A 17,215-nucleotide genomic window follows, 5' to 3' on the forward strand; every position below is an offset into this window, starting at 1 on the left:
GTTGCTTTTCAGCGTTGTGCTCCGTGTCGGTGGATGCGCATTATAGGGAGAAACGATTTCGACGCAACCCCTTTTTTAAAGAAAATGACAAAAAGATTTCACCCCCACTTTTAACTACACCCTACCCACCAGTTATTCACAAATTCCTGTGGATAACCAAATGAATTAGCTATCTTATGTACTAAGGCACTAAAAGTTTGCTCGTCTATATGCTAGATTGCGCCTCAATTTTTTACTCGTTCAAAGGTACTCTTGTTATGACCGAAATCGCTAACGCTATTAGCGGCCTTATTTGGGGGCATGTACTTATCTATCTGCTGATAGCTGCAGGTGTATTTTTCACTGTTCGTTTGGGCTTTATTCAATTTCGAGACTTTGGGTACTCTTTTAAAGTCATGTTCGCTAGTCGTGAAGGAGCCAAAGGCGGTATCTCATCCTTCCAGGCTTTCTGTACTTCACTTGCCGCTCGTGTTGGTACCGGTAATATGGCCGGCGTTGCCGTTGCCTTATACCTAGGTGGTCCGGGCGCGATTTTCTGGATGTGGCTTATCGCACTAATAGGTATGGCCACCAGTTTCGCTGAAAGCACCCTGGCCCAGGCCTACAAAATAAAAGATGAAGAAGGCAACTTCCGTGGTGGCCCAGCTTATTATATGGAGCTTGGTCTAGGTAAGCGCTGGATGGGGGTGCTATTTTCACTCTGCCTTATCCTGGCTTTTGGCTTGGTCTTTAATGCCGTACAGGCTAACTCCATTGCCGCAGCCTTTAATGTGGCCTTTGATATTCCCAAGTATGCTGTTGGCATAGCCCTGGTGATTGGCTCCGGCTTTATTATTTTCGGCGGCCTTAAAACCATTGCCCGCTTTGCCGAAATCGTGGTGCCCTTTATGGCCATTGCTTATCTTCTATTGGCTATATATGTATGTGCGGTCAACGCGGAGCAATTGCCCGGCGTATTTATGCTGATCATTGATCATGCTTTCGGTATTGAGCAGGCTGGTGCCGGCGCCATTGGTTATGGCGTTATGCAGGCTATGATACAAGGCATAAAGCGCGGCCTGTTTTCAAATGAAGCTGGTATGGGTAGTGCTGCCAACGCCGCCGCCACGGCTACGCCTAACCCGCCTCACCCGGCCTCTCAGGGTTATGTGCAGATGCTTGGCGTATTTATTGATACCTTAGTGATCTGTAGTGCCACGGCGGCGCTGATTTTATTATCGGGTCAACTTGAACCTGGCTCTGGCCTGACCGGCATTGCCTTAACCCAACAAGCATTAGTGACACACGTTGGTGAATGGGGCTCAACCTTTATCGCCATCGCTATTTTATTCTTTGCCTTTACCTCTATCGTTGCTAACTACTCTTATGCAGAAACCAACCTGCTGTTTTTGGAGCACAACCATCAAAAAGGCATGTTGATCTTCCGCTTATTGGTGCTCGCCATGGTTATGTTTGGCTCGCTCGGTGAAATTAAGCTGGTGTGGACACTTGCAGATATTTCCATGGGGATGATGGCCATCGTCAATGTTATCGCTCTGTTTATGCTTTCAGGCGTGGTGATCTGGTTAGCTAAAGACTATCGCAGACAACTTAAGGCCGGAGACGTACCCACTTTTAATCGTCGCGACCATAAAAAGCTGGATAAGGACTTACCCCCGGGAATTTGGGAGTAATAATGAAGGCCGCACTTGCGGCCTTTTTTGTTATTTAATTTCTTGCCACCGATTAAGATGCAAACAAACCCGGCGAATATGGTAGATAGTTTTTTGCAGGTGCCGGTATTGCTCCAAGTAGTCCTCGGCCTCTGGTACCCCCAGCCGGCCTACGGCTATATCATGCATCCGCTGAGCTCGGGCCCTCGCTAACTCGCTTTCCACTTCGTCACCCAGGCTCTGCGCCTGTTGCCACAAACGGAGGTTGTCACCTTCATTAATACTCAGCATCATATTATTCAGGGCTTGCTCCGTATTTATAAGGAGTGCGCTAAAATGCCCGTTTCTCATAATAAGTTCGCCATCTCTGTCATACCATGGGTCATCACCCAAGACTTTGCATCTTTCATGCAAACGCTGCATATGATCTAGAATATGAATCAGCTCCAGTAACTGAGACCAGCTCGGTTTATCTTTTTGCTGTAAATGGATCAGGTCAACATAGACATGGGTTTCGTCCAGTGCACTTTGAAGCTCGGGAAAAGAGGGAGCATTAACAAAGTCTCCCGGCTTTAGCCGAGTGCGAAGATAACAGAGGAGATCATGAAATTGCCGATACACACTGGCATGAACCGTTTTTAAAGCAAGGTCCACATCCCGCAATAAGGTGTTGTCCAATGCCTCGGTGTACGACTGCCCCCGTTGAGGAACCAGCATTCGCATGAGGTGCTCAAACTGATTGGTAAAAGGCAAAACCAAAAACAGCCCCAAGACATTAAAGAGCGTATGAAAGGCCACCAGAGCCAGCTGCGCCTGGGTTTCAACTGATTGTGTGAACAGCCATTGCCAAAGATACACAAAGGGTGTAATAAGCAACAGCGCCATCATTGCCGTTAAGACATTATAAATTACGTGCGAAAGGCCAGTCCGTCGCGATGCAACCGAGCCACCCAAGGTCGCAACCAAAGCAGTCACCGTAGTACCCAAATCCATGCCTATGATCAAGGCGGCGGCTTGATGAAAGTTAATACTACCTGCATACAAGGCGGTGAGACTCGCCGCTACGCCGGCACTTGAGGACTGGGTAACCAGGGTAATGGCGACCCCAAGGAGCAAAAGTTGTATTCTGCCAAGCCAGGTATCCGGACCAAAGGTTTCTGGTGTTAATACCTGCTCAAACCCGGACAGACCACTTTGCATCATGCCGATGCCAACAAAAATAACGGAAAATCCCGCTACCGCCATGGCCAGTGAGGCTCGCTTTCCCTTTAAAAACAACTTAGCAACCATGGCAAACAGCAATAAAGGCAAGATCAAACTGGTCAGTTGAAGCTTAAAACCTATCAACACCACTAACCAGCCGGTTATGGTCGTGCCTACATTGGCACCAAAGATAATCCCCAAGGATTCTTTAAAGGTTAACAACCCGGCTGAAACAAAACCGACGGCGGCCACAGTAGTGGCACTTGAAGACTGTAGGATAGCCGTGCTGCAGGCTCCAGTGCACGCTCCGGACACAGGGCTACGTGTTAAGGACATCAAGGCATTACGGATCCGCTGACCAGCAAGTTGATATAAGGCATCGGTCATTATGGTCATGCCCAGTAAGAAAAGCCCCAACCCGCCTAGCGCTTCAAGGAGATGATAGGTCTCGATCATGGTCATTATTAGTCGACTCGGTAAGATTTACTGAGTGCAACCTCAGTATTTCTTTGAATCTTAGTTGTAAATAACGCGGTGCTCCAACTAGGGCTATACTTTGACTAAAGCATCAAGTTCAAATTGATCATGATACGACTCCTCGCCTTAGTATTGCTGTTGACAGCTTTTTATGGATTGGCACAAGAGCAAACTGAGCAACAACCAACAAACATGGTCCCGGTAATTCGCATAGAGGGGGCTATTGGCCCCGCTGTGGCAGATTTTGTCGTTCGCCAAATCAATAAAGCCAATGCACTGTCACAGCCCTTGCTGATGATCACCCTGGACACGCCCGGCGGGCTAAGCAGTAGTTTGCGGCAAATTAACCAGGCGGTGTTAACATCATCCGTTCCCGTAGCCTGCCTGGTATACCCTCAAGGCGCTCGCGCCGCCAGTGCGGGTACTTTCCTTTTGTACGCCTGTCATATTGCCGCCATGGCTCCGGCCACCACCTTAGGCGCCGCAACGCCGGTGAATATCGCCGCGCCTGGGCAAGGTCAGCCTCAAGGAGAAAAAGAGCAAACGCCAAGCGCCATGGATAAGAAGATGCTCAATGATGCTATTGCCTATATTCGCTCACTAGCACAGCTACGCGGACGCAATCCCGAATGGGCAGAGCAAGCGGTGCGCGAAGCGGCAACCCTGACGGCATCGGAAGCCATGAAAGAAAACGTCATCACTCATCTGGCCGACTCACCCACAGATCTATTGGCACAGCTTGAGGGGTTTAGCATCAAAAGCGGTGAGCAACAGACAAAGCTTACGCTGGCTGGGGCTCAATTGCAGCCAGTCGAGCCGGATTGGCGCTTTGACTTTATTGCCACTATCACGGATCCAAACATTGCCTATATATTAATGCTGATTGGTGTCTACGGCCTTTTGCTCGAGTTTTACAGCCCGGGCATCGGCGTCGCCGGTGTCGTCGGCGCCATTAGCCTTATCGTCGCACTCTATGCCTTTCAAATGTTACCCCTAAGTTTCTCCGGCCTGGCGCTGATCGCGTTAGGCATTGCTTTAATGGTTGCCGAGTCGTTTGTGCCAAGTTTTGGCATATTTGGGCTCGGTGGCATTGCTGCTTTTGTTTTAGGCTCAATTTTCTTAATCGATACTCAAAGCCCCTACTTTCAGATTTCCATCCCTTTAATAGCCGGCGTCGCCTTCACCAGTGTCTTGGTGGTGATATTTTTACTTGGTTATTTATGGCGAAATCGAAATGTGGAAGTGGTTTTCGGTCAAGAAAGCATGGCTGGAAAAATAGCCATAGCCGAACAGGATTTTTGCGGCCAGGGTTTTGTGGATGTTGGCGGCGAGCGTTGGGCAGCGCACAGCGATAGCCCCATCAAACAGGGTGATCAGGTCACCATAGAATCAGTTCAAGGCTTAACATTGCATGTTTCGCCACCCCCAGCCAAGGAGTAAGTCATGGAAATCTTCTTAACCAATAGTCAGATATTCTCGAGCACCATAATACTCTTGCTCATTTTAATCATCCTCAGTGCATTTCGCATTTTGCGTGAGTACGAGCGCGGCGTGATATTTTTGCTCGGGCGTTTTTACAAGGTAAAAGGGCCTGGCCTCATTATCGTCATCCCCTTTATCCAACAAATAGTCCGCGTGGATTTGCGTACCATAGTAATGGATGTGCCCAGCCAGGATGTAATAAGCCGGGATAATGTATCGGTACGCGTCAATGCGGTGATCTACTTTCGCGTTATCGATCCGCAAAAAGCCATTATTAATGTTGAAAACTTTCTCCAAGCCACCTCCGAGCTGGCACAAACAACCTTACGCTCAGTGCTGGGGCAACATGAACTGGATGAAATGCTGGCAAATAGAGATATGCTGAACACCGATATCCAGGAGATTTTAGATGCCCGCACCGACGGGTGGGGGATCAAGGTTGCCAATGTCGAAATTAAACACGTCGACCTTAACGAAACCATGGTTCGGGCCATTGCCAAGCAAGCCGAAGCCGAGCGCACACGTAGAGCCAAGGTAATTCATGCCTCTGGGGAAATGGAAGCCTCAGAGAAACTGGTTGAGGCGGCTGAAAAGCTATCAAAAGAGCCCAACGCCATCTTACTAAGGTACCTGCAGACATTAACGGAAATTGCAGGCGAGAAAAACTCAACCATCGCCTTTCCATTGCCCATGGAATTATTAAAGGGGTTATTTGAAACTAAAGGAGATAAGAATTAATACCAATTGCATTAAATAGGTGATCTATTATGGCGTCAGATAAATGGCCCAATAACAAGGCGAATATTTCAATATGTAGTTATTCTACATATGTAATTTTTAACGATGTAAGTGGGTTATTTAGCTCGCAAGAATGATAAGAGCTTTAATAAAATTGGTATGGATGGAGGCGGAACCCGGAGTCGAACCGAGGTGGACGGATTTGCAATCCGCTGCATGGCCACTCTGCCATTCCGCCATTTTGAATTGATTGTAGCAGCTGAACGAATGAAATTGGAGCGAGTAACGAGGTTCGAACTCGTGACCTCAACCTTGGCAAGGTTGCGCTCTACCAGCTGAGCTATACTCGCGTTCCATAGTGAGAATAAACGAACTGCTAGAAGATTTAAGGTTGCGTCTTTACCTTCTTACAGCTGAGCTATACTCGCGTTCCATAGTGAGAATAAACGAACTACTAGAAGATTTAAGGTTGCGTCCTTACCTTCTTGCAGCTGAGCTATACTCGCGTTCCATAGTGAGAAAGCTTATCTGCCTCACTAGCTAAAAGTTATGCCTTCAACTTGAGCAGTAAACCATTCACATCTTACATCCTGACTACCCATCCCTACGGACTCAACCGCATGAACGAGCGCGTAGTCTAACGGATTAATGCGTCCGGTCAACATTAAATTATCACTTTTCTGTTTGAGTGGTTAAGAATTCTCCCAAGCTGCATCCGCGCGGTGTAACACCAATGGACACAGTGTTACTTTCAGCCAACCTCCTTTACCTCCCTTATTATTTACTAACTATTCATAGGGTTAGAAACAGTTAGCCCAGCGTAAACCTGGTGAAACTGTAACGCACCTGCCACAGTTCTACCTAAACGCTCTAAATGAAAATAAAAAATCCTTTAAATACAACAAGTTAAAAACTGGCATAATCTATGCTCCTATACAGCCGGAGTTGAAGTTCCACTCATTAATGACAAACTAACACTGTGTATCGGCCAGCAGTAACGTGCCCATACTCAAAGGAGGTTTTATGAAAACCAATGTGAATTTATGGTGGGGCACAAGCTGGTTTAGTTGTGTCACCATCACTATGAAAAAGTTGTTTACTTTGTTCTTGGTTGTAGGCTTGGCGCTGAGCGCACAAAATGCGTTTGCAGATCACCCTGGAGGACCATCCGACAATGGGGTGCAACCTATTTATGTTGACGGCAACCCAACCTGTGCAGACCTTATGGGGGATGATATTGAAGGGCTATTAGAATATCGAATTAATGAAGTTGGTTCAGGTACCTTCCCCACTGGCGATGGAACAAGTGTATATATAGATGTAAGGCCAGACAAAACCTTTGACTGGGTGGCTAGCGGCATGATTGTCCATTCTATTTTCGTTAAAGGTGGCCCAGCTGGCAATCTTTATGAATATAGCGAGCTAACCAATTCAGACGGTGGATTACATTCTCCTGTTAATCACAAAAATGGTAATTACTATGGCCTAAGCCATATTTCATTTTGTTACGTACCCGGCGCGCCAGATATTGAGATCACTAAAACCTGTACAGAGAGTCAGGTTCTTAGTGATGGTGAAGGTGGCCTGCTTTACGAATACGATTACCGTCTAGAAGTTACAAACACTGGTACCTTGACTCTGTATGACATTAAAGCAACTGACATAACTGCTGAAAATAATTCAGGCAACATGGGGGATCATGAGCACTCGATAGCCATGTTAGACCCTAGCGATCCACCAGTAATAATTAATGGTACATTTACAACTGCAGTTAATGGCCCTGAGAACCACGCGAAAGTTGAAGCTGCTACTGAGCAAGACGGTACTCCTGTCGTCAATGATACGGCTAGTTTTCAGTGCCCAGACCAGCTTGTTGAAGCCGAACTAACAATTACCAAAAATTGTAACGTTGTGGTGGTAAACAACAACGGCGCGTACGGCCTAAAAGTTAACTTCGGCGGTGAGGTCTGTAATGAATCAATTGTTGATATTGCTAACGTAGTAGTCGAAGACTACACAGACGCAGACAATCCAGTATTTATTGAAAACTTAGGAACTTTGGGTGCTGGTGCCTGTGTGCCGTACAATGGTTCATATGTACCAACCCCAGGTGACGGCTTTGAGGCTACTGATGGTTTTAGTCTCGATGGTTTTTATGATGTAGTAAAAGTTACAGGCGAAGACGCAGATGGTGTTGTCGTACTACCGGATTCTGATGATGCAACCTGTACCTTATGCCCTCAGTGTGTAGACATGGAAATGTGCCCTACACCCGCATCGGCAATTGATCTTGAATAGGCAAAGTTAAATCGAGATACCAAAAAGCCTGACTCGTAAGAGCCAGGCTTTTTTTAATTTTAAACGTTCTTACTACTTATTCTTACCTTTACCAGGCCCGCCTTTAGTGCCACCATCCGACTGTAACTTTACAGACACATAGGCTGTTGAGCGGCTATTACCGTCGCTAATGGTATAGCTAAAGCTGTCAGTGTTTTTAAAACGTCGCCCTGGTGTATAGCGCAAGGTACCGTCTGACAACAGCTCTACACTGCCCTTATTAGGCTGAGTGATTGAGGTTACCGAAGCTGCGGCTTGTGCATCAACAATATCATTGGCCAATACATCGATAACAACGGATACCTTGGCACTTAATGCTACCGTATCGTCAACGGCTACCACTTCCGGCGCTATCGTTTCATCGGCAACCACGGTATAACGTACCGATGTGGCAGCACTATAAGCTGAATCGCCACCGTGAGTTGCTTTAATTGACAACGAATAGTCTTTTGCAGTTGCTTCTTGCGCTGAAGTAACAGCGATAGTCACTTGCCCAGACGCACCCGGTGCCAAAGTTACTTGCTCACTTGTTACCTGCCAACCAAAGGGTACCACAGTACTGATATCAAAGCTGGCGCTGGCACAATCGGTTGAGTCATTATTGGTCACGCTCACCTGATATTGCACTTCTTGACCGGCTAAAACCGCACTACTCGTAATAGCTTGTGCCTTTATGCTCGGTGCATTAATAGCACAACTCACTTTATCACCACCCGAGCCAGAATCGGAACCATCAAGGGTAACCGTCACCTCGGCCTGAGTACCGTTTGCACTATTAAGGCTTAGCGTTACACCTGAAACTGGATCTGTGTAGCTACCACCCACGGGCATTGCCGGATCATCCCAGTCCTTTCGGCCGTAGAGCTGAAAATATTCAGCGTTCTTTTTAAAATGAAGTAGGTTGCTGCTACGCCCGTCGCCTTCTAGAGCCGAACGAATCACAATACCATCTGTTACATCATCGCGGTAATATTTGTACGAGCGGGCACCCAAAAAGTCATCAAAACCCACCGACTGACGATATTCGATATAAAACCAGCTCTTTTTACCCGTTGTAGGGTCTATGCCGCGCGGTACCTTGATGGTGACGGGCTCATTACCTTGGGTTTCATAGTTCGTAATTGAATAGGTACCACTTTGAGTCACTTCGATTGTTTTAGCAGCATGGGCACCGTCCAGCCAACCAAGTTGTTCTTTTTGGAAACTATTGATATATCCTTCTACAGCTCCCATCACATCATAGGTATCGCCATATTCACGGCGGTTACACTGATCACCAAGTGGTTGTTCGCCACAATCTAGGGCACCGGAGTGATGCATTCCTAGGTTGTGCCCTAGCTCATGGGCAATAACCATTGCCGTAAATCTACCATTGATCCATGCCCGCGAAGGAGTGCCCTGTTTGGTTCCCAATCCTGATATAACGCAGGCTGTTTTAGTCATCATATAAACAATACGATCGTATTGTTCTAGCTGAATACCAGAGGAGATAGCTTTTTTATCCGCCGCCTCTTGAACAGCGGTTAAATCACAACTCTGATTAGAAAGTGGCAAGGTATACCAGCCTACGACATCACCGGAGAACCAGGTTTGGCCAAAGGAATTTTGGCGATAGAAATCATCTACCGTGCCAAATACCATGTCATTTGCTTCGGCCGCACTCATTGGCTGCTCGCCTGGGTTTTCCTTGAAGTTAAGCAACATCACTAGGGTCTTTTGTTGCCCTAGCGCACTTGCAGCTAGTGCAGGTTGCACACTTTGGAAATATACGAACAGTACCAGTAAAAAAGATAAACTCTTATACATCCCTGCCTTAGTTATTTTAAGTTTTGCTGTCATCGCTACACCTGAAATAATTTATGTAAATAATTGAAATCTCATACAAAAGAGAAATCAAAAAACGGCAAAGGTAGTGAATTAAGACAATAAAAACCCTTGGCCCATATAAATTGAACCAAAAACTGAATGCTTTTATTGAGCTGCTAAATCACAACCAGAATAAAAAAGGCGGCATAATAGCAAGACGAAAGGTCAAAATTCAACCAACTTAAGGTGTGAAATTGAATAGATTTTCGCCAATGGAAATTAAGCTTGCCACATCAATTACTTAAATTTAAGACTCAAATCTATAACGAAAACTTTTCTTATAGTTATAAAGCGCACTCGCTTGAACTGCATGGCTGAAAATAAAATAAAAACAACCAAATCAAAAGCTTAAGAATAGAAAAGAAGCAAAAATAAAATTAAGCAGAGAATCGACACCAGGCAATAAACACCTTTTTATCCCGTCGAGACTCATGCTGTTTTTTAGTGTGATGGATAATAATGCAGCTAGATGAATGCGAAATGACTAAATTATGTTCAAAAAATAACACCCTGACCTAGAAGAATTTTAAATTGAAAATAAAAGTTACTTTGTGCGGTTTTGCCAAACTACCAGGGCAATGAAAGGTTAATTGGCCAAGGTTTTGAGTCACTGTGAATGCCATACCTAGATAGCTCAAAAAAGCTGACCCCCTATTACTCAAACTAACACCTCAGAGTTTAGGCAACCCGCAAGTAAGTATCGGCTGATAAGCTAGGCTTGCAATGAAAGAATACAATAGGTCTAGGGGGAAGATAATAGTAAGGCTAACCTTAAATAATTATCGTCACCGCAACAAATATTAACCCGCTCCTGGGCGCCACCCGCAATAAAAATACGATGCCAGGTTGAGCACAGAGATAAAAAGTATCAATGAGTCATATGGTTACTAAGTTCTGTTATCAAGGCAATGTGTGAAATAAACGACGGGAGGTCCAGTATAACTAACAGCCGGAGCAGTTAGGTTTAGTAATACAGTAAACACTAGGGGTTTTATTAACTTTAGGTAGAATTAAGCGTTCGACAATTTTATATGGCGTTTTTTATTATTTTATTAAGAGAGGGATTTAATTATGAATAAGAGGAAATTGGAGCGAGTAACGAGGTTCGAACTCGTGACCTCAACCTTGGCAAGGTTGCGCTCTACCAGCTGAGCTATACTCGCGTTCCAAAAAGAAAGTTTACCGCCGTTTTATATGAAGGTTGCCTTACCTTCTAGCAGCTAAACAATTCTGTACTCTTAGGTCATTTGACTAAGCAGTCAAATGGTGCCCGGGGCCGGACTTGAACCGGCACGCTGTTACCAGCGAGGGATTTTAAATCCCTTGTGTCTACCAATTCCACCACCCGGGCATCGGGTTGCTTGCGCATGTGGAAACGTTGAGAAAATGGAGGCGGAACCCGGAGTCGAACCGAGGTGGACGGATTTGCAATCCGCTGCATGGCCACTCTGCCATTCCGCCATCAAAGATTGGAGCGAGTAACGAGGTTCGAACTCGTGACCTCAACCTTGGCAAGGTTGCGCTCTACCAGCTGAGCTATACTCGCATCCTACAGTGAGATATTCTCACTGCACGGAAAGCTGGGCTTTCCGTTTACTTTGATTGGGCTAGCGCCCTCTCAACACCGACGCATTCTACAGAGATTATTAAACGCGTCAATACAAAAAATATCAGTTTTGAATCGTTTGCTTAATTTTTATCTAAAACGGTGTGTAATTATACATTTAGCCGTTATCAGCCAGTAAACTATGACGTGCTGCCATTAAATATTGCACCATAGAACCAAAGGTCAACAAGGTCGCAATGTATAACAACACATAGCTTAAACTCACCATCCAGGGCTGGAACTGCCAAATCAAGCCGATAATGGCTAACATCTGAGCGGCGGTTTTAATTTTCCCTAGCTGGGATACGGCCACTTGACCCCGCTTACCCTGTTCGGCCATCCATTCACGCAATGCGGAAATGACGATTTCCCGAGAAACAATGATGATCGCCGGCACCGTCATCCATAAACTCTGATAATGACTAACCAGTAACACCAAAGCAACACTGACCATGACCTTATCGGCTACAGGATCCAAAAAGGCACCAAAGGGAGTCGACTGATTTAAGCGTCGCGCCAGATAGCCATCGAGAATATCCGTGATCGACGCCAACCAAAATACAAATGCCGCTGCGAAAAACGCCCATTGATAAGGTAAATAAAAAATAACTAAAAAAATTGGAATAAGGCACAACCTAAAGGTTGTTAACGTATTGGGAATGTTCCACATAACTACTAGCAGCGTCTTCTTTTTTTTAATATTCGCACGAAGGGCTATGCCTTGTCATGCAAATGGTTAAATATCTTTTCAGCCATGGCCTGGCTGATCCCCGGAGCTTGGCTCAACTGCTCCCTCGTTGCATTCTTAACTCCCTGCATTCCTCCTAGGTATTTGAGCAGCGCCTGGCGTCGTTTTTGGCCCACGCCACTGATTTCTTCTAGCACCGAGCGGTTACGCTGTTTCTGGCGCTTGTTGCGATGCCCAGCAATGGCAAATCGGTGGGACTCATCCCGTATATGCTGGATCAGATGCAGCGCAGGCGAATCACTACTTAAATTCACTGTTTTACGCCCGGCATCGATCAACAAGGTTTCTAGGCCTGGCTTTCGGCTGGTGCCTTTGGCCACCCCAACCAATAAGGGCTCTTTTTCAAAGGGCCAATCACTAAAAAATTCAACCGCCTGATTTAACTGCCCTTTACCGCCGTCGATAAAAATCACGTCGGGGATCTTGGTTTCATCCACCAGCTTGGAATAACGCTTTTTCAAAGCAAATGCCATGGCCGCATAGTCATCCCCAGGGGTGATATCGGTTACATTAAAACGCCGATATTGGGACTTATTTGGCCCTTGGGCGTCAAACACCACACAAGAGGCAACCGTGTTCTCCCCCATGGTATGGCTGATATCGAAACATTCCATGCGGCTAATATCATCTAGATTCAACGCATCTTTTAACAGCGCATAGCGTTTATTGATGGAATCCTGGGTGCTTTGTTTCACCTCCAGGCTACTACGGGCATTTTTATTTGCCAGTTGCAGGTATTGTGCACGCTCCCCCCTTTGCACCGTCACCAGCTTGACCGCTGCCGATTTTAGCTCACTCATGGCCGCTGCCAATTCGGCTTGCTCATCAATGGCAAAGGGTAAGATCAGCTCCTTGGCGATGCGTCCACTGGCTCCCGGTGTGCAGTAGTATTGAGCAATAAAAGAGGTGAGCACTTCATCGTCGCTGCTGTTTTTAGGTACCTTAGGAAACAGAGTCTTGCTGCCCAGCACCTTATGATCGCGCACCATAAGAATATGTATGGCGATCAAGCCATTATGGGAGTAATAACCTATGGCGTCGAGCTCGGCATGCTTACCCGATACCGATTGTTGCTCCTGCACCTTACGCAGCAGCTGGATTTGGTCGCGATATTTGGCTGCCTTCTCAAACGCCAACTCCTCGCTGGCCTGCTCCATTTTTGCTACCAGCTCGGCGATCACCTCTTGGGATTTGCCGCCCAAAAACTTGCGCACAAAGTTTACCTGAGCATCGTAATCTTCATCACTAACCTTACCCACGCAAGGGGCACTACAGCGTTTTAACTGATACTGTAAACAAGGACGACTGCGCGCTTTATAGTAACTATCCTCGCACTGACGCACCGGAAACAGCTTTTGCATTAAGCGTAAGCTGTCGGACACCGCGCTGCTACTGGGAAAAGGACCAAAATATTCGCCCTGAATTTTACGGGCGCCACGGTGGAAAGCTAAACGAGGGTGCTGGTGCTTAGTCAACAGAATATAAGGGTAAGACTTATCGTCACGCAGCAGGATGTTATAACGCGGCTGATACTTTTTGATCAGGTTATTTTCGAGCAGCAAGGCCTCGGTTTCGGTGTTAGTCAGAGTTACCTGGATATCACAGATATTACTCACCAAGACCTGTGTCTTAGTATCTAAACCGGTTTTACGAAAATAACTGGAAAGGCGTTTTTTTAGATTTTTAGCTTTGCCGACGTATATCACCTGCTCTTCTTTGTCGAGCATACGGTATACGCCGGGTTCTTCAGAGACCGTTTTAAGAAACTGGTCAGCAGCAAAGGTCATAAGGTTTGATCAGTGATCGCTATCAATATCGATCATTTTATGGCGGATAGCCAAATGTGTCAGCTCTACGTCGCCGTTCACCGCAAGCTTTTCGAAAATTCGATAACGATAACTGTTGACTGTTTTCGAACTCAGATTCAGCTGCTCGGCAATGCTTTGCGCCTTATCACCCTTAGTGATCATCAGCATAATTTGCAGTTCACGATCGGACAGAGTCTGGAAAGGGCTCTCATCGGTACGACCACTAAACTTGGCCAAAGCTATCTGCTGGGCGATTTCCGGAGCAATGTAGCGCTGACCGGCATTCACGGAGCGAATGGCTTGGATCACTTCTTCCGAGCCGGCGCCCTTAGTGAGATAACCATGGGCACCTATTTGCATCACTTTGCTAGGGAAAGGATCTTCACAGTGTACGGTCAATACGATGACCTTTACATCGGGGCAATACCGGCAGATCTTCTTGGTCGCTTCCAGGCCACCAATACCGGGCATATTCATATCCATCAAGACGATATCCGGCTCATTCTGACGGCAAAACTGCACCGCTTCTTCACCGGTTTTAGCTTCGCCTATCACCTTAAAGCCACGAACATCGTCAAGAATACGTCTAATTCCTGTACGTACCAGTTCGTGATCATCTACAAGTAATACATTAATCAACAGGATTACCCTCTCTAGTTACGCTCAAGTAATTCCTTGTTACCCGAGCGTACCTGTAAACACCTTACTCAAGCCTCTGTTTTAACAGAAAAACGGTCGACCCACAATGCTATGATGCCATCACCGGTAACATTACAAGCGGTACCAAAACTGTCTTGAGCTAAATACAAGGCGATCATAAGCGCAATTGCCGCATCATTAAAGCCCAACATGCTAGTTAGCAGACCCAAGGCCGACATCACCGCACCACCAGGAGCGCCAGGAGCCGCGATCATCACTATGCCTAGCATAAACACAAAGGGCAGCATCTCGGTTAAACTACCAACGCTCATACCCGGCGACAAGGCCATCACTGCCATGGCACAGGTCACTATGGTAATAGTCGAACCGGACAGGTGAATGGTGGCACACAGGGGCACGCTGAAGTTAGCAATATTTTCTTTTACGCCATTGTTTTTACTTGCCTGCAAGGACACAGGAATAGTGGCTGCACTGGACATGGTACCCAAGGCGGTAAAATACGCAGGCAACATGTTTTTAATTAGTTCTAGCGGAGAGCGGCCAAGCAAAATGCCCGTGCCCACATACAACACGGTCAGCCATAACCAGTGCATCACCAATGCAATGGCCAATACCACAGCAAAGGTTTGCAAGGTCGAGGCCACGGTACCGGCGACCGTCATATCGGCAAAGACGCCGGCGATATAAAAAGGCAGCGCCGGAATGATCACCTTGGCCAATAAGGCATCGATCACTTCTCGGCCTTGGTCAACAACCGTTTGCAGCTCACTTAACTGGCGCTGGCTGATGGCTATACCAAAGGTAAAAGCGGTGGCCAAAGCCGTCATCACACCCATTAAAGGTGGGATTTGAATATCAATAAAGCTTTTTAGTGCGCTCTCTTCAGAGCCGGAAAAACTGATGCTACCGCTTAGGTGTGGCGCCGCCCAGATCATCACTAAAGTGGCCAAAGTACCGGCGATAACCGTTGAGCCATAGGCAAACCCAACGGTTTTACCCAACAAGTGATTGGCTCCACGGGGCAACCCGGCAATACCTGAACAAATGTAAAACAGGATGATCAAAGGAATGGTAAAACCAATCAGCTCGCCGATCAGGGCTTTCACCGTGTACAACACCCGCGCCACCAATTCAGGAGCAAAGGCACCAATAACAATCCCCAACAGGATGCCGGCTATCAATTTAACAATAAGCTTCATAATATTAGAATCTAATTTAACAATACTGATGTTTTACCATCTTTTAACACTTATGTACGCATAAATCCGTTCAATCACGCATCGGATGAGTAAGGATTGAACAAACAACTGCCTTATACGCATGCCACTCATGTATATAGAGAACTGGCAAAACGCCCTAGCATGCGCCAAAATTATTTCACCTTCTGGTAAGGAACTGCGAATAAAATTAAAGCATCAGGAATATAAAACTTTGTTTTTATACCCTGCTGTTATAACCGATTAGCTATATCATATAGCCAATCTTTCCTTTAGTTTTGCGCTTCAAATAGTAAAGTGAAGGCATTACCGAATATACGGTCACATTTAGCTAGGTACTGAATATGTCAAAGATTTACGAAGATAATTCGCTTTCAATTGGAAACACCCCGTTAGTCAAACTTAACCGCGTCACCTCTGGTAATGTTTACGCCAAAATCGAAGCTCGCAACCCGAGCTTTAGTGTTAAATGCCGCATCGGTGCGTCAATGATTTGGGAAGCCGAAAAATCTGGCGAATTAACCGAAGGCAAAGAATTGATCGAGCCGACATCAGGTAATACAGGTATCGCCCTGGCCTTTGTTGCTGCATCTCGTGGCTATAAGCTAACCCTGACCATGCCCAACACCATGAGCTTAGAGCGTCGTAAGCTGTTGAAGGCATTAGGTGCAAACCTGGTACTTACCGACGGCGCCAAAGGCATGAAAGGCGCTATCGAGAAAGCCAAAGAAATTCGCGATAGTAACCCTGAAAAATATATTTTATTGCAACAGTTTGAAAACCCAGCTAACCCTAAGATTCACTTCGAAACCACAGGCCCGGAAATCTATGATGCCCTAGATGGCAAGATTGATTTCTTTGTTGCCGGTGTTGGCACAGGCGGCACCATCACAGGTGTGAGCCGCTACTTGAAGCAGGAAAAAGGCGTGGATGTTAAGTCTATCGCCGTTGAGCCAAGCGACTCACCAGTGATCAGCCAAACCATGGCCGGTGAAGAGGTAAAACCTGGCCCCCATAAAATTCAGGGCATAGGTGCCGGCTTTATTCCTGGCAACCTGGATTTAGAATTGCTTGATGGCGTTGAACTTGTCAGTAATGAAGAATCCATGGAGATGGCCCATGAGCTGATGAAACGTGAAGGTATCCTTGCGGGTATTTCATCTGGTGCTGCCGTGGTAGCTGCCAAGCGCATCGCCGAGCGTCCTGAAAACGCAGGTAAAAACATTGTGGTTATCCTACCTAGCTCAGCTGAGCGTTATCTATCTAGTGCCCTGTTTGCCGATGAATTTAGCGACCAAGAGTTAGTACAATAACTCAGTTTCTGATTCTTTATTCGTAATTAAAAGGCGCTCAGGCGCCTTTTTCTTTGCTTGTGATTCGGGCTAATATCCTACAGCGGCTAAATCTGAGCCGGACATTAA

At 46.3% G+C, this 17,215-nt stretch carries 11 protein-coding genes and 6 tRNA genes; 5 read left to right on the plus strand and 12 right to left on the minus strand.

Annotation, left to right across the window (positions count from 1 at the left end; genetic code table 11):
• The first annotated feature begins 257 nt into the window (after positions 1 to 257).
• A complete protein-coding gene (locus C2M17_RS08690; protein ID WP_105200430.1) occupies positions 258 to 1,673 on the plus strand; it encodes an alanine/glycine:cation symporter family protein in 1,416 nt (471 codons plus the stop codon).
• Between the two features lie 30 nt (positions 1,674 to 1,703).
• Here the strand turns inward: C2M17_RS08690 and C2M17_RS08695 are convergent, their stop codons facing one another.
• Positions 1,704 to 3,317 (minus strand): Na/Pi cotransporter family protein, encoded by a 1,614-nt coding sequence (locus tag C2M17_RS08695; protein ID WP_199776012.1) that lies wholly within the window; start codon positions 3,315 to 3,317, stop codon positions 1,704 to 1,706.
• 123 nt (positions 3,318 to 3,440) lie between these two features.
• Between C2M17_RS08695 and C2M17_RS08700 the strand changes: the two genes are divergently transcribed.
• Positions 3,441 to 4,772, plus strand: a complete 1,332-nt coding sequence (locus tag C2M17_RS08700) for an NfeD family protein (protein WP_105200431.1) — start codon at positions 3,441 to 3,443, stop codon at positions 4,770 to 4,772.
• 3 nt (positions 4,773 to 4,775) lie between these two features.
• A complete protein-coding gene (locus tag C2M17_RS08705; protein ID WP_105200432.1) occupies positions 4,776 to 5,552 on the plus strand; it encodes a slipin family protein in 777 nt (258 codons plus the stop codon).
• A 164-nt stretch (positions 5,553 to 5,716) separates the two neighbouring features.
• Here C2M17_RS08705 and C2M17_RS08710 read toward each other — a convergent pair.
• Together C2M17_RS08710 and C2M17_RS08715 are read right to left on the minus strand one after the other, a co-directional pair.
• Positions 5,717 to 5,790: transfer RNA gene (locus tag C2M17_RS08710), tRNA-Cys, on the minus strand.
• A gap of 36 nt (positions 5,791 to 5,826) precedes the next feature.
• A tRNA-Gly gene (locus tag C2M17_RS08715) sits at positions 5,827 to 5,902 on the minus strand.
• 673 nt (positions 5,903 to 6,575) lie between these two features.
• On the opposite strand from C2M17_RS08715, the gene C2M17_RS08720 reads away from it, so the two are divergent.
• Positions 6,576 to 7,850, plus strand: coding sequence for a hypothetical protein (locus C2M17_RS08720; RefSeq protein WP_105200433.1), 1,275 nt, complete (start codon positions 6,576 to 6,578; stop codon positions 7,848 to 7,850).
• A gap of 72 nt (positions 7,851 to 7,922) precedes the next feature.
• Here C2M17_RS08720 and C2M17_RS08725 read toward each other — a convergent pair whose 3' ends face one another.
• The 9 genes from C2M17_RS08725 to C2M17_RS08765 all read right to left on the minus strand — a co-directional run bounded on the left by C2M17_RS08725 (position 7,923) and on the right by C2M17_RS08765 (position 15,776).
• Positions 7,923 to 9,728: an Ig-like domain-containing protein gene (locus C2M17_RS08725; protein WP_105200434.1), complete on the minus strand. Its 1,806-nt coding sequence runs from the start codon at positions 9,726 to 9,728 to the stop codon at positions 7,923 to 7,925.
• Positions 9,729 to 10,842: 1,114 nt separating this feature from the next.
• Positions 10,843 to 10,918 (minus strand) — tRNA-Gly (locus tag C2M17_RS08730).
• A gap of 101 nt (positions 10,919 to 11,019) precedes the next feature.
• Positions 11,020 to 11,106: transfer RNA gene (locus C2M17_RS08735), tRNA-Leu, on the minus strand.
• A 36-nt stretch (positions 11,107 to 11,142) separates the two neighbouring features.
• Positions 11,143 to 11,216 (minus strand) — tRNA-Cys (locus tag C2M17_RS08740).
• Between the two features lie 9 nt (positions 11,217 to 11,225).
• Positions 11,226 to 11,301: transfer RNA gene (locus C2M17_RS08745), tRNA-Gly, on the minus strand.
• A 178-nt stretch (positions 11,302 to 11,479) separates the two neighbouring features.
• Positions 11,480 to 12,031, minus strand: a complete 552-nt coding sequence (pgsA, locus tag C2M17_RS08750) for a CDP-diacylglycerol--glycerol-3-phosphate 3-phosphatidyltransferase (protein ID WP_105200435.1) — start codon at positions 12,029 to 12,031, stop codon at positions 11,480 to 11,482.
• Between the two features lie 44 nt (positions 12,032 to 12,075).
• A complete protein-coding gene (gene uvrC, locus C2M17_RS08755) occupies positions 12,076 to 13,896 on the minus strand; it encodes an excinuclease ABC subunit UvrC (RefSeq protein WP_105200436.1) in 1,821 nt (606 codons plus the stop codon).
• A 9-nt stretch (positions 13,897 to 13,905) separates the two neighbouring features.
• On the minus strand, positions 13,906 to 14,556 hold the full coding sequence (gene uvrY, locus C2M17_RS08760; RefSeq protein ID WP_105200437.1) for a UvrY/SirA/GacA family response regulator transcription factor: 651 nt from the start codon (positions 14,554 to 14,556) through the stop codon (positions 13,906 to 13,908).
• Positions 14,557 to 14,624: 68 nt separating this feature from the next.
• Entirely contained in the window at positions 14,625 to 15,776 is a 1,152-nt protein-coding gene (locus C2M17_RS08765) for a dicarboxylate/amino acid:cation symporter (protein ID WP_105200438.1), read from the minus strand.
• Positions 15,777 to 16,138: 362 nt separating this feature from the next.
• Between C2M17_RS08765 and cysK the strand changes: the two genes are divergently transcribed.
• On the plus strand, positions 16,139 to 17,107 hold the full coding sequence (gene cysK, locus C2M17_RS08770; RefSeq protein WP_105200439.1) for a cysteine synthase A: 969 nt from the start codon (positions 16,139 to 16,141) through the stop codon (positions 17,105 to 17,107).
• Positions 17,108 to 17,215: the final 108 nt, after the last annotated feature.

This window comes from Pseudoalteromonas sp. T1lg10, assembly GCF_002964545.1.
Lineage (GTDB): Bacteria > Pseudomonadota > Gammaproteobacteria > Enterobacterales > Alteromonadaceae > Pseudoalteromonas.